Raw genomic sequence first — 12,933 nt, 5'->3', positions numbered from 1 at the left:
TCTCGTCGTGTCGATACTCGTCGCGGAATTCGTCTAGCCCGAACCGCGGCCCACGAGCGGCCTCTCCCTCGCCGTGCTCCCTCGAGAGCAAGCCAGGTTCCGGACTGATTGGGTTCACCGATTCGATTCACTTTCCTCCGTCGTCTCGGACTCGTCCGCCTTGCCGGTCGCCGCGCGGATCACGTCGTACTCCTCGTCGCTGTAGGCGATCAGTCGAACCTCCTCGAGCGTCTCGGGTTCGTACGCCTCGATTTCCTCGCCGATGAGTTCGGCTCCCTCCGTGAGGTCGAACCCGGCGACGCCGCACCCGAGCGCCGGAAGCACGATCGAGCGACACTCGAGGTCGTCGGCCTTCTCGAGGGCGTTTCGGGTCGCGTCTCGGATGCTCTCGGCCGTGGCGTTTTCGTCGCCGTAGTGGGCCATTGCGGCGGCGTGGATTACGTATTCGGCGCCCAGATCGTAGGCGTCCGTCACCGCAACCGTCCCCAGTTCGACCGGCCCCCGTTCCATCGCGTCCTCGTTGATCTCATCGCCGGCGGTTCGTCGGAGCGCGCCGGCGACGCCCGACCCCATCCGCAGGCTCGTTCCGGCGGCGTTGACGAGCGCGTCGGCTGACTGTGCGGCGATGTCGCCCTGGACGACGTCGAACTCCATAGGCTCCGCTAAGAGACCCAGCGGTTTGTAACTGGACCCCGCCGTCTCGCGGCGTTGATCTCACCGCGGACCTTCCGGTTCGTAGAAACTTAGGCTCACCAAAACCTTTTTAGATTTAGGGTCGCCTAACACCTGGTAATGGACGCACCCGTTCGCAGGCAGGAATCGGACACCGACGAGGAGCCCGCGGAGCCGGCAGCGATCGTGACCAGCCACGAGACGAGCCCCGGAAAGCTCGTGTTCACCGAACGCGACAACACCGACGGCTGGATCGCGACCGACGTCGCAGTCGACCTCGAGCCCTGATACGGCAGGGTCGTCGGGTCTCGTGGGACCGCCGGCCGGTCGCGGTCGCACCAGTTCGTCGTTCTACCGGACCGGACGAGTCCGCTGATCGCAACGCTCTCGCTGATCGATCTCTCGACTGCGATTCCGAACCGTTTTCGACGCTCGAGTAGACGGTTCGAGCGTGAACCGAACGCGACTCGCGCTGGCGAACGGCAGTCTCGTGGCGGCGGGGTTCTTTCTCGCCACCGGCGTCGTGACCGGCCTGCTCCCGACGCCGTTGTTCGAACGGATGGTGTCGCGGTCTCCCCTCGACTACGCCGTTCTCTCGCTTACGTCGGTGCTCGCGGGCGTCTACGTCGTCCAGCGTGCGTCGCTTTCGGAGTGTTCGGGGGATCGCTGTGCGTACGGCGGCGGCGTCGCCGGATTTTTCGCCGTCGCCTGCCCACACTGCAACGCAATACTGGTCTCGCTGTTCGGCGCGACGTGGCTCGCGACGTACGTCGATCCGCTTCGACCACTGCTGGGTCTCGTCGCCGTTTCCCTGTTCGCCGGCGTGATCTACGATCGCCACTCCTCGTAGCCGTCTCCAACCGAGTCTCTGGACTCTCGACGTTCTTTCTATACTCGAGAATCGAACGGCAGGCGCGTCAAAAGTCGGTGTCAGACGGATTACTGCCCCTGTGTACCGGCGCACTCGCGACCCGGGCGACGGGTTCGCCGGCAGTGACGGACAGGAAACCGTATCAATCGGGCCGTCCCAGCCGCGTTACTTCGTCGCTTCCTCGAGCACGAGCGTGTCGTCCTCGAGGTAGTGTTCGAAGTGGTGGCCGTCTTCTTCGAGCGTGACGAGGATTTCCCGCAGGATTTCGGCGGTGGCGTAATCGCCGAGGTTGTCCGCGAGTTCGATGCTGTCGCGCATCGACTCGATGATGTCGCCGTACATCTCGAGATCGTTCTGGAACATCGTTCGGACGTCGTAGACGTCCTCGCCCTCGAACTCGACGGTCGCGCGTCGTTCCTGGTTCGTCGGCCCCGACACCGGGACGCCGCCGAGGGCCTGGGCACGCTCGGCGATAACGTCCGCTCCCTCTTCGACGTGTTCGTACGCCTCCTCTAAGAACTCGTGAAGCGGGAGGAACTCGGCACCCTCGACGACCCAGTGGTGCTTTTTGAGCTGGTGATACAGCACGTACGAGTTCGCCAGCTCCGTGTTCAACGCGTCGACGATCTGTTCGGCCTTCTCCTGGTCGAGTCTGAGTTCGTTCTCCTCGACGGCGTCGGCCGACTGTCGGACGGTCTTTTGGGTGCTCATCGTATCAGAAGGTACGCCCGCGAACCACTTAAATCTTCCCCCATGACAAAACAATATTTCCCATTCAAAAAGAGTTTTTGCCTCTTCCGGACCTCCTGTCAGGTTCGACGACAGTCGTCGAACCGTCCGGACGGTTGATCGTTCCGAATACGAACCCGTCGGCGCAAGCGGTTAAGTATCCTCGCTCGAGAAGTGTCTCGTATGGTTACCTTCCTCTCCGGGGGCACCGGAACGCCGAAACTTCTGGACGGTGCTGGTGCCGTGTTTTCGCCGGAGGAGACCACCATCGTTGCAAACACGGGTGATGACATCGAACTCGGTGGGCTGTTCGTCTCGCCGGACGTCGACACGCTGTTGTTTCAGGGCGGTGGTGTCCTCGACCGAGAAACGTGGTGGGGTATCGACGGAGACACCCACCGGACGAACGCGGCGCTTTCGGACCTCGCGTCGGCCGCCGACCTTCCGTCCGGTCCGCAGTATCTCTCGGAGGAGAAACAGACCGACGGCCGAGAGCTCGCGAACTGGCGGCGCTTTTCGGGCATCGACGAGTTCATGACGATCGGCGACCGGGACCGCGCGATACACATCACGCGGACGAGTCTGCTCGACCAGGGCAAAACGCTCAGCGAGGCGACCCAGCGACTCGCCGGCGCGTTCGGCCTCGGGGTCGATCTCCTCCCGATGAGCGACGACCCAGTGGCGAGTCTCATCCACACCGACGAGGGGATGATGCACTTCCAGGAGTACTGGGTCGCCCGCCGTGGCGAACCCGACGTCGAAACCGTCGAGTTCCGGGGCTCGTCGACCGCAGAGCCCGCACCGGGCGTCCTCGAGGCGCTCGAAGAGCCCGTAGTCATCGGCCCGTCGAATCCGGTGACGAGCATCGGGCCGATGCTCTCGTTACCCGGCTTCGCCGACGCGCTCGCACAGACGACCGTCGTCGCCGTCTCGCCGTTTCTCGGCGACGACGCATTCTCCGGCCCCGCAGGGCCGTTGATGGAAGCGGTCAACGCCGAGCCGAGCACGCGGGGACTGGCCGACGCCTACCCGTTCGCCGACGCCTTCGTCATCGACGAAACCGACGGAACCGAGTTCGACAGGCCGACGTTCAGAACGGACATCACCATCGACTCGAGCGAGGACGCCAGACGCGTCGTCGACGCAATCGACGAGGCGATCGAACGCGTCGGCGAATGACCGTGATCACACCGCCGCTCGCGCTCGCGAGTCTGAGCGGCGAGTCCGACGCCGACTGGGCACGAGCAGGTGCCGAATACGCCGGCGCGGCCTTCCTCGGGGGTATCGCCATCGACGAGGACTCGAGGGCCGCGGCTCGAGCGCTCGTCGAACGCGACCGAACGGAGTTCCTGCCGACCGACCCGCTGGCGTTCGTCGACCGGCAACTCGCCGCGCTCGCGGACGTTCCGATCCAGCCGGCGTGTAACGTCCGCAGTGCAACGGCGGAGCCGATCGCCGACGCCGCTCGAGTCTGTCGCGATCGGGACGCGTTTCTCGAAATCAATGCCCACTGCCGCCAGGAGGAACTCTGTGCCGTCGGTTGCGGCGAAACGCTCCTTCAGGATGCGGACCGACTGGCACGCTACGTCGAGACCGCCGCCGGAACCGGCGTCACGGTCGGCGTCAAAGTTCGCGCGGAAGTCCCGGGCGTCGACCTCCCCTCGCTCGCGACGGCGCTCGAGGACGCCGGTGCGGCCTTCGTCCACGTCGACGCGATGGACTCCGAGTCCGTGATCGAGGACGTCTCGGAGGCGACCGACCTGTTCGTCGTCGCGAACAACGGCGTCCGCGACGACGAGACCGTCCGCGAGTACGTCGAGTACGGCGCAGACGCCGTCAGCGTCGGCCGGCCGAGCACCGATCCCGTCGTCCTCGAGCGCGTCAGGACGGCGGTCGATCGACAGTTCGGCGTCGTGACCGAGTCCTGACGACGTGGCGAGCGGGAGGCGATTCGAACCCGTCGATCACTCGCTCGCGGACGGTTCCTCGAACAGCCCGTACTTCGCCCGGTAACAGACCGCACCGATCGAGGAGCCGAGTCCGACGTTGTGGGAGATGTCGCGGTCGTCTATTCCGAGCCGAATCCAGACCGTCCAGATGGTGCCGAGCACGAGCAGACGGCGTGCCAGCGATCTCCGGATGCTTCCCACGTCGCGGTCGTACAACGCCCGGTAGGCGACCCCGCTGGTGACGCCGACGAGAAGCCACCGAAAGCGGATCTGCACGTCTTCCATTCCGTCGACCACGCCGAGTGCGAACGCCGTTCTGGCGTCGTCTGCCTCCTCGAGACTGGTCTCGCCTGCCGGTTCACCCTCCTCGTCGCTCTCGAGATCTCCCTCTCGCCGGAGCCGTTCGAGCCTCGCGGACTCGAGGCGAAAGAACAGTTGCAAGCCGACGACGAGCACGTTCGCGACCAGGTCGAGCAGGGCACGCGTTCGACGCGAGAACATACCCGTCCGTACGAGGGGCCGATCCGTAACGGTTTCTCCGCTTCGCACGACGCGAGTGTTCGGGATACGCGCCGACTGCGAGCGTGAAGTGTCGACTGGGAGACTGGGGCGTCGGGGGCGAGCCGAAGCGTCGGGGATGAGAACGGAACGTCGACTGGGAGACCGAAGCGTCGGGGCGGCTGACAGCGGCGGTCGGAGTCGGTCTCGACGCTCGAGCGAGCACGAAAGGATTTTCCACCGAGGCCGTCTCCACTCCGGCATGAGCCTCGAGGATCTGACCGAGGAGATAGAAGAATCGTACACCGACTTCGACGACGACCTGGCGGTCTCGCTCGACCGCGAGACGCGAAACGAACTCGCCGTCCTCGAGACGGCCCTCGAGCCCGCGGAGACGGACGAACTGGTGCGGCGGGCGATCCACATGCTGTTCCAGACGACCGTCGAAACCGGCAAACTCGACTTTCACCTGCGCTCTGGGTTCGACGTCACCTACGACGAGTACCTCTCCGGGATGACGTTCGACGAGATGACCGGTGCCGATCAGTACCCCTCGATGGACGACGAGCGTCGGTATCAGTTCTAGTGGCGAAGCCTGAACGAACGGCTGACAGCGACGGCAGTCGTTCGGTTTCACCGTCAGCCGACGGTTGGGAGGGTGCGACCGGTCTCGAGGGAGGAACGCTTCCGTCCGTTCCCCCTCGGGCTCCCCGTTCCGGAATCGGTCGATGACTCACCGGTTCGCGATCGTTTTGCACCTGATCGGTATCGGTCGTCTCGGCGAGGATCGGTGTTTCCTCTCCGGTTCGCGACTGGTTCTCGACTGGGTAGTATCGGTCGCTTCACTGACTGGGTAGTATCGGTCGCTTCACTGACTGGGTAGTATCGATCGTTTCACCGACTGAGTGGAATCGATCGCTTCACAGACTGAGTGATCTCGGTCGCCTGAACGACTGTCCTGCGCTGCTGGCGGCACGGATTTCCACGTCCTCCCCAGCCGATTCGCGCGCTCGAGGCGCTCGCTTACTCATCCCTCGCGCTCGTCGAATCGCGGTTCGTCGTCGACTCACCGCGATTCAGCGCGCCAGACTCGGTGGGTCGATGCGGCGATATCGGTCGAGACGGTGATATCAGCCGAGACGAGGATATCGATCGTTACCCCGACCTCGATAACCGGTAAAACGATAAACAGTCCGTCTCAGTTGAACAATTCGTCTCAGTTGAACAATTCGTCTCAGGTAAACGATCCGTCTCAGTCGTCGATCGGCGCGGCGCTCGAGAGCGCCTCGTCGATCTCGGCGTCTTCCATCTTCTCGACGAGTGCGTCGATGACTTCCTCGCGTTTGCCCTTGACGAACTTGATCGAGCCGACGACGAGGTGGCCGCCGCCGGAGACGCCGCCGCCCGGCACCTCGGCCTCGAGTTCAGAGACCATCTGCGGGATGTCCAGCCGGACGCCGTCGCTTCGGAGCACGGCGAAGTCCGGACCGTAGCCGACCGTGATCACCGGGTCGCCGGTTTCTTCGATCTTCCGGTCGTGGATTTCGCCGGTGGTCTTTCCGGGTGCGGGATAGGTAAAGCGGTGTGCGTAGTTCTCCACGTCGATACGGTAGAGGTGGGCACCGTTGTCGAGGTCTTCGTGTTCGACGTGGCTCATCGCGGCGTCGAGCTGGTCGTCGACTTCCGCCCGCCCCCTGTCGGCGAAAAAGGAGACGAGTTCACGGTGGTGTTGTTCGTCGCTGCCGTCGATCTGTAGGAGATCCTGAATGAGCTTGTCGCCGGAGTTATAGCGGAGCCAGAAGGCGGCGTAGTCGAGCGCCTCGCTCAAATCCTGCAGGCGTTGCTCGTCGTAGCCCTCCTCGGCGGCGAGCTCGAGGTAGTCGTCCATCGCGTTGGCCTTCGATCGATCCGAGAGGCCGGCGACGGCCGGGATGTGACGGAGTTCGTCGGTGAGATCGGGGTAGATCATCCGTGCGAGTTCGACACAGCACATCCCCGTCGTGATCCGGTAGTCCTCGTCGTGGAGGTACGGGTTGACGTGTGCGTCGAGCAGGTGTTCGACCGCGTCCGGGTCGGGATGGTGGTGATCGACGACCGCGATCGGGATGTCGTAGTGGGCGAGCGTCTCGTAGGCCGGAACGTCCTCGGCCGTCGAACCGTTGTCGAGCATCAGGAGAAGCGGCAGTTGCTGGCCGTGTTTCTCGCGATCCTCGAGGGCGAAGTTCAGATCGCGCGTCGCGTCTTCCATCTCGTAAAACGGGGCTTTGGCCGGCAGCCGTTTGATGAGGTGACGCGGCGCGTTCTCGTCCTCGTGGACGTCGGCGATGAAGCGCTCGAGAGCGATCTGGACCGGGACGGCGGCGCACATGCCGTCGCCGTCGGCGTGGTGGCGAACCCGGATCGGGCGGCCTTCGAGGACGGTCCGACGGAGCAACGTCGCGACCTCGCGGAGGTCGGGTCGAAGTTTCTCGAAGGCGGGCCAGTCGATCAGCGGCTCGACGTCGTGCGGTTGGGCGCGCGAATCGAGTGCCTCCTCGATCCGTTTGCGGGCGTCGTCGGCCTCTTCGTCCTCGAGTTTCGAGAGGCCGTCGACTTCGACCTGTACCGAATCTTCGCGGTACTCGGGCGTTCCGGTGACGCGGACGACGTCGTCGATTTCGATCGTCGGGTACGCGCGAACGCCGGCCTCCTCGAACGCGGCACAGGGAACGACGCCGTGCTCGTCGGTGACGTGAAAGATCGTCGGACCGCCGGTCTGTTTCACCTGGACGACCTTGCCCTCGAGGTGGATCTGGTCGCCGACGTTGGCTTCGAGGCGGTTCGTTCCGGTGAGGCTGTAGTCGTGAGAGACGGACTCGAGGGTGTAGTCGTCGACGTCGGCGGGTTCGAACGCCATATCGCCGTTGTCCCGTACGCTCTCGAGTTCGACGACGAGTTCGTCGCCGACGCGGTAGGTGCCCTCGAGGACGGATTCGTGGACGAGTCCGGAGACGGATTCGGAGAGATCGACGAAGACGCCGTAGTCGACGATGCCGTTGATTGCTGCCAGATACGGAGTGTTTCGTTCGATATCCTCGGCGGTGCAATCGGGGTCGAGATCGTAGACGACGGAACCCCCGTCGTCGTCGCCGGGTTCCCCGGCGGACGCTCGTGTCATCTTGGTACGCCGTTTGGGGGTGGCCGCGTATAACCCTTGTCAAGACGTGATGCTGGTTCGGTCCGAGAACGGACCCATGCCGCTTCCGAACGGACCCATACTGCTTCCGGAACGTTTAGCAACCGCAGGCCCGGAAAGGGTACTATGGGGCTGCTCGACGCGCTGTTTCGCTCGAACGAAATCCTCGGCATCGCCGAGGAAACCCTCGAGTTCGCCATCGAATCTTCGGAGGCGAGCCATCCGTCCGAGTACATGGGGTTCCTTCGCGGAACCGAGGCACGCCGACTCGGAATGGAACGGGACGGACTCGTCATCACCGACGTGCTGGTGGTGCCGGGCACCGAGTCCAACAGCGTCAGCGCGACCGTCAAGACGAGCCAAATTCCGAACGACGTGAAGGCACTCGGCAGCGTCCACTCCCATCCGAACGGCGTGATCAAACCGAGCGACGCCGACCTCGAGACGTTCGGGCGAGGGAGCGTCCACGTCATCATCGGTGCACCGTACAGACGCACCGACTGGAAGGCCTTCGACTCGCAGGGTCGGCCGACGAACCTGAACGTAATCGACGTCGACCTTCCGGACAGCGAGGACTTCTTCGACTTTACGCAAGCCGATATCGACGAGGAACTTCGAGGATGACCGCGACGAGAACGCCGGCGACGAGGACAGAACCCACGAGCGACGGACCGAACACATGACACGAACAGTTATCGCACAGGGAACGTTCGACATACTCCATCCCGGCCACGTCCACTACCTGGAGGAAGCCGCCGAGATGGGAGACCAACTGTACGTTATCGTCGCGCGTGCGACGAACGTCGATCACAAGGAAGCACCCATCTGCCCCGCCACGCAGCGACGAGACGTCGTCGGAGCGCTCGAGGCAGTCGACGAGGCTATCCTCGGCCACCGGGAGGACATCTTCGTCCCGATCGAGGAGATCGATCCGGACGTGATCGCCCTCGGCCACGACCAGTATCACGACGAGACGGCCATCGAATCCGAACTCGAGCGCCGGGGAATCGACTGTACGGTCCAGCGTGCAAGCGCTCGCGAGCCCACGGACGATCGGGAACTTCTCTCGACGCGTCTGATCGTCGACCGCGTGCTCGAGCGACGTCGGTAGCCGCCGATCCGACGTTTCGGCCCGAACCGGCGACGTAGTACTCGGCAATATTTTCCTCAAGTTGGCGGATAATAACCCCCAGAATACCGGGCGTGTGAATATAGCGGTGGATCTGCTGAGGGGGCAACCAGAGCCGGCACAAATATTGCCTCTATCTACCGGAAGTGCCAAATTTGGCTTCGTGACGGCCTGAAACCCGCAAACTTTTGAGTGGGTAGTTCGGATTAACTCGATATGAAGTCAGATTCGACTCGCAGGAAATTCCTGGTGGGAAGTGCGGCTGCTGGCGCGATCGGCATCGCTGGCTGTACCAGTGGTGAAGAGGACCCGAGCGAAGAAACCGACGACGGTACCGACGACGGTACCGGCGACGAGCCCGAACCCGAAGACGACGGCGAAGAGACCGAACCCGAGGAGGAACCGGAGGACGAACCCGAACGGTACGAAATCTGGGCGCTCGATCAGGGGCGGGACAACATTCACCTCTACGAGCCCGGCGAAGGAGACGGCGAGTTCGACAACACCGACACGATCGACCTCAACGAACTCGAGGGCGTCCCCGAGGACGGCGTCGTCCCGCACATGATCGATTACAGCTCCGACTATGAGTACGCCGCCATCGCCTGTACTGGCGGCGCGCGGACGCTCGTCTTCCGAACCGAGGATCACGAACTCGTCGGTAACGTCGAAACCGGTCCGGCGTCGCACTTCGCCGGCTTCTCGCCCGACGACGAGTACATCCACGTCGACGTTATCGGCGACGAAAAGATCGTTCGCCTCGACGCCGATCTCGAGGCCGAGGAGTTCGAGATCGACGACTACATCGAGATTCACGAAAACGAGACGGTCGCCGACGCCGGTATCGACTCGGGAGCGCCGATCTGTCACCAGTACGCCCAGGACGGCCGTTCGCTGCACACGATCGGCCCGAGTTACCACGACGGTGCGCTCGTGATCGTCGACCACGAGGACTTCTCGGTCGACCGCGCGTACTCCGGCGACGAACTGCCGACCAACTGCGGCACGATGCCCCACCCGTCCGACGAGAAGTTCTATCTCACCGCCGGCCTCCCCTCGAGCGACGGGGAGGGCGTCGGGGACTACTACGTCTACGACACCGCCGAGGACGAGGTCGTCGTCGACGGCGCGAGCACCGAGGGCAACGACGCACACGGCTTCTGGTTCACTCCGGACGGCGAGGAACTGTGGGTCCTCAACCGCGAGACCAACGACGGCGTCGTCCTCGACCCCGAGACGGACGACGTCATCACGGAGATCGACGCCTACGGTCCCGACCAGTCCGACGACCCGAGCGAACGAGACGCCCCGGACATCATGTGGTCCTCGCCGGACGGCGAGTACATGTTCGTCACGCTCCGTGGTCCATCGCCACAGTCGGGTGACCCCCACGCCGCGACCGGCGTGACGCCCGGCTTCTCCGTCCTCGACGTCGAAACGCGGGATATCGTCACCGTCGTCGAACCCGACCCGATCGCGGACTACTCCGAAGACGACCTCGAAGACGACGACGTCTCGACGCCCGACTTCCACGGCATCGGCGTCCGACCGATCGACGACTTCGACACCGGGATCCCGACCTCGCCGCCGTTCTAACCCGAACTCTCGAGGGCGACCGGCGGCGGCAGTCGGAGCGATTCGACCGCGTGTCCCGTTTCGACGAAGTGTTCAATCGCCGTTTCCGACGCCTCCTGTTCCGTGTAGCCGTTGTCCGTACTGATCTTCCACCCGCACTCGAGGCAGTAGATATACATTCGTCTCGACTGGCAGTCAGTGGTAGCTGCGGGAAAGTCTCGTGCAGGACATCGAAGGGGAGTGCGATCGAAACGTAGATTCCGGCCCATCGAAGCCCATCGCCGTCGTCCATAATTCGACGCCGTGTATCTGCGAAATCGTCAAAGCCGCCGACCTCGAGTTCGTCGGAGCCGGACGACCGCGCCGTGAAACGTCAGCGCTTCCATACGGTTTACTGTACGTCGTTACCGGAGCGCCCGGGCTCCGTCTCGCGGTCGCTCCGGTACACAGGTACAGCAATCCGTATCAGTTTCACCGGGTCGGCTCGTCCCGAACGGCACCGGGGTTGGTCACTGCGCCGTTGGCCGCGGAGTCGAACGCCCGGCCGTACTTCGCCAGGACGCCGCTGTCGTAGGCGGGTTCGGGATCGTACTCCTCGAGTCGGGCCTCGATCTCTTCGTCGGTCAGGTCCACCGACAGCTCGAGTGCGTCGATGTCGATGGTCACGGTGTCGCCGTCCTCGAGGGCGGCGATCGGGCCGCCGACGTACGCTTCGGGGGCGACGTGACCGATGGAAAATCCGCGGGTCGCACCGGAGAATCGCCCGTCCGTGAACAACGCGACGTCCTCGGCGTGTCCCTGCCCGGCGACGGCCGACGTAACTCCGAGCATCTCGCGCATTCCGGGTCCGCCACGGGGGCCTTCGTTACGGATACAGAGGACGTCACCGGCATCGACGTGGCCCTCCTGAACGTAGGCCATCGCGTCTTTTTCCTCCTCGAAGACCCTGACCGGCCCCTCGTGATGAAGGTGATCCTCGCCGGTGATCTTGATGACAGCGCCGTCGGGTGCGAGGTTGCCCGTAAGGATGCGGATCGCGCCACGCTCGTGGATCGGATCGTCCACCGTGTGCAGGAAGTCCGCCTCGAGGTCGGCGATTCGCGGCGGATCGATCCGTTCGATCGCCTCGGCCATCGTCTCCCCGGTGACGGTCAGCGCGTCGCCGGCGAGCAGGTCCGCCTCGAGGAGTTCTCGAAGAACGACCGGGACGCCGCCGACTTCGTGGAGGTCGTTCATCACTCTCTCGCCGCCGGGCTGGAGGTCGGCGATCTTCGGGGTCCGTGCGCTGACGTCGTTAAAGTCCTCGATATCGAGGTCGACACCTGCCTCCGCGGCCATCGCCAGGAGGTGAAGCACGGCGTTCGTCGAGCCGCCGACGGCCACCTGGAGCGCGATGGCGTTCTCGAAGGAGGCTCGCGAGAGGAAATCGGAAGGGGTGCGTCGCTCCTGGACGATCTCGACGGCGAGTTCGCCACTCTCGCGGGCGATCTCGTACCGGTCTTCGTCCTCGGCGGGCGGGGAGGCCGAACCGAGCGGTGCGAATCCGATCGCCTCGGAGATAGAAGACATCGTGTTCGCGGTGAACATCCCGCCACACGAGCCCGCGCCCGGGCAGGCGTTTCGCTCCATCTCGTCGAGTTCGTCGTTGCTCATCTCGCCTTCCGCGACGGCACCGACGCCCTCGAAGACGTTCTGGATGGTGATCTCCCGTCCGCCGTGCTCGCCCGGCATGATCGAACCGCCGTAGAGGAAGACACTTGGCAGGTCCGACCGGATGGCCGCCATCATCATTCCCGGCATATTTTTGTCACAGCCGCCGATGGTCACCAGTCCGTCCATGCGCTCGCCGAACGCGACCAGTTCCACGGAGTCGGCGATGACTTCACGCGAGATCAACGAGGCTTTCATTCCCTCGGTCCCCATCGAAATCGCGTCGGAGATCGTTATCGTTCCGAACTCGATCGGCATGCCGCCGTTCTCGTCGACCCCCTCGAGCGCGGCCTCGGCGACGTCGTCCAGGTGAACGTTACACGGCGTGATGTCGGCTGCCGGGTTCGCCACGCCGATCATCGGGGACGACAGATCGTCGTCGTCGAACCCCATCGCACGGAACATCGCACGGTGGGGGGCTTTCTCCGCACCCTGTGTCACCTCGCGACTCGGGAGTCGTTCGTCTTTACCGTAATCGAACTCGTCGCTGCTCATAGTCGGATCTTGCGTCGGGCCACCATAAGTCACCCTTTCCCGGTCGATGGCTCCGGACCGGAGCAAAGTGGCGAACATGTTCCCCTTCGTGGCCGGGATAGTCGTTCGTCGGATACCGCGGTCTATTGCG

General features: G+C 64.0%; 14 protein-coding genes. 8 read left to right on the top strand and 6 right to left on the bottom strand.

All coding sequences use genetic code 11. From position 1 onward, the window contains the following. Positions 1–114: 114 nt before the first annotated feature. Complete coding sequence (locus EA473_RS06270) at positions 115–654, bottom strand: macro domain-containing protein (protein WP_124194813.1); 540 nt, start codon at positions 652–654, stop codon at positions 115–117. Between the two features lie 138 nt (positions 655–792). Here EA473_RS06270 and EA473_RS22210 point away from each other — a divergent pair, with 138 nt between their 5' ends. Together EA473_RS22210 and EA473_RS06265 are read left to right on the top strand one after the other, a co-directional pair. After that, on the top strand, positions 793–960 hold the full coding sequence (locus EA473_RS22210) for a DUF7331 family protein (protein WP_165875217.1): 168 nt from the start codon (positions 793–795) through the stop codon (positions 958–960). A gap of 163 nt (positions 961–1,123) precedes the next feature. After that, positions 1,124–1,522 carry a hypothetical protein gene (locus EA473_RS06265; protein WP_124194812.1) on the top strand — a complete coding sequence of 133 codons (399 nt, stop codon included), beginning with the start codon at positions 1,124–1,126 and terminating at the stop codon, positions 1,520–1,522. Positions 1,523–1,708: 186 nt separating this feature from the next. On the opposite strand, the gene dpsA is transcribed toward EA473_RS06265, so the two are convergent. Beyond that, a complete protein-coding gene (gene dpsA, locus EA473_RS06260; protein ID WP_124194811.1) occupies positions 1,709–2,254 on the bottom strand; it encodes a DNA starvation/stationary phase protection protein DpsA in 546 nt (181 codons plus the stop codon). A gap of 201 nt (positions 2,255–2,455) precedes the next feature. On the opposite strand from dpsA, the gene cofD reads away from it, so the two are divergent. Beyond that, positions 2,456–3,451, top strand: coding sequence for a 2-phospho-L-lactate transferase (gene cofD / locus EA473_RS06255; RefSeq protein ID WP_124194810.1), 996 nt, complete (start codon positions 2,456–2,458; stop codon positions 3,449–3,451). Beyond that, positions 3,448–4,200: a tRNA-dihydrouridine synthase gene (locus EA473_RS06250; RefSeq protein ID WP_207890149.1), complete on the top strand. Its 753-nt coding sequence runs from the start codon at positions 3,448–3,450 to the stop codon at positions 4,198–4,200. Before cofD ends, EA473_RS06250 begins: the two co-directional genes overlap by 4 nt. Before the next feature lie 36 nt (positions 4,201–4,236). Here the strand turns inward: EA473_RS06250 and EA473_RS06245 are convergent, their stop codons facing one another. Beyond that, positions 4,237–4,722, bottom strand: coding sequence for a hypothetical protein (locus EA473_RS06245; protein WP_124194809.1), 486 nt, complete (start codon positions 4,720–4,722; stop codon positions 4,237–4,239). A gap of 259 nt (positions 4,723–4,981) precedes the next feature. Between EA473_RS06245 and EA473_RS06240 the strand changes: the two genes are divergently transcribed. Continuing rightward, the gene (locus EA473_RS06240) at positions 4,982–5,305 is read left to right on the top strand and encodes a hypothetical protein (protein WP_124194808.1); all 324 of its coding nucleotides are present in this window, start codon (positions 4,982–4,984) and stop codon (positions 5,303–5,305) included. Between the two features lie 666 nt (positions 5,306–5,971). Here EA473_RS06240 and EA473_RS06235 read toward each other — a convergent pair. After that, positions 5,972–7,876, bottom strand: coding sequence for a DHH family phosphoesterase (locus EA473_RS06235; protein WP_124194807.1), 1,905 nt, complete (start codon positions 7,874–7,876; stop codon positions 5,972–5,974). A gap of 144 nt (positions 7,877–8,020) precedes the next feature. Here EA473_RS06235 and EA473_RS06230 point away from each other — a divergent pair, with 144 nt between their 5' ends. The 3 genes from EA473_RS06230 to EA473_RS06220 all read left to right on the top strand — a co-directional run bounded on the left by EA473_RS06230 (position 8,021) and on the right by EA473_RS06220 (position 10,619). After that, positions 8,021–8,518 carry a Mov34/MPN/PAD-1 family protein gene (locus EA473_RS06230; RefSeq protein ID WP_124194806.1) on the top strand — a complete coding sequence of 166 codons (498 nt, stop codon included), beginning with the start codon at positions 8,021–8,023 and terminating at the stop codon, positions 8,516–8,518. A 55-nt stretch (positions 8,519–8,573) separates the two neighbouring features. Next, positions 8,574–9,005, top strand: coding sequence for an adenylyltransferase/cytidyltransferase family protein (locus EA473_RS06225; RefSeq protein WP_124194805.1), 432 nt, complete (start codon positions 8,574–8,576; stop codon positions 9,003–9,005). Positions 9,006–9,239: 234 nt separating this feature from the next. Beyond that, positions 9,240–10,619 (top strand): cell surface protein, encoded by a 1,380-nt coding sequence (locus EA473_RS06220; RefSeq protein ID WP_124194804.1) that lies wholly within the window; start codon positions 9,240–9,242, stop codon positions 10,617–10,619. Here the strand turns inward: EA473_RS06220 and EA473_RS22205 are convergent. Together EA473_RS22205 and ilvD are read right to left on the bottom strand one after the other, a co-directional pair. Further along, positions 10,616–10,777 (bottom strand): hypothetical protein, encoded by a 162-nt coding sequence (locus tag EA473_RS22205; RefSeq protein ID WP_165875216.1) that lies wholly within the window; start codon positions 10,775–10,777, stop codon positions 10,616–10,618. The genes EA473_RS06220 and EA473_RS22205 overlap by 4 nt on opposite strands. A gap of 292 nt (positions 10,778–11,069) precedes the next feature. Next, positions 11,070–12,803: a dihydroxy-acid dehydratase gene (ilvD, locus tag EA473_RS06215; RefSeq protein WP_124194803.1), complete on the bottom strand. Its 1,734-nt coding sequence runs from the start codon at positions 12,801–12,803 to the stop codon at positions 11,070–11,072. Positions 12,804–12,933 lie beyond the last annotated feature (130 nt).

Source organism: Natrarchaeobius chitinivorans (assembly GCF_003841505.1).
Taxonomy (GTDB): domain Archaea; phylum Halobacteriota; class Halobacteria; order Halobacteriales; family Natrialbaceae; genus Natrarchaeobius; species Natrarchaeobius chitinivorans.
The sequence above is the reverse complement of the archived record's forward strand: the minus strand, read 5'-3'. Positions and strand labels throughout refer to the sequence as shown.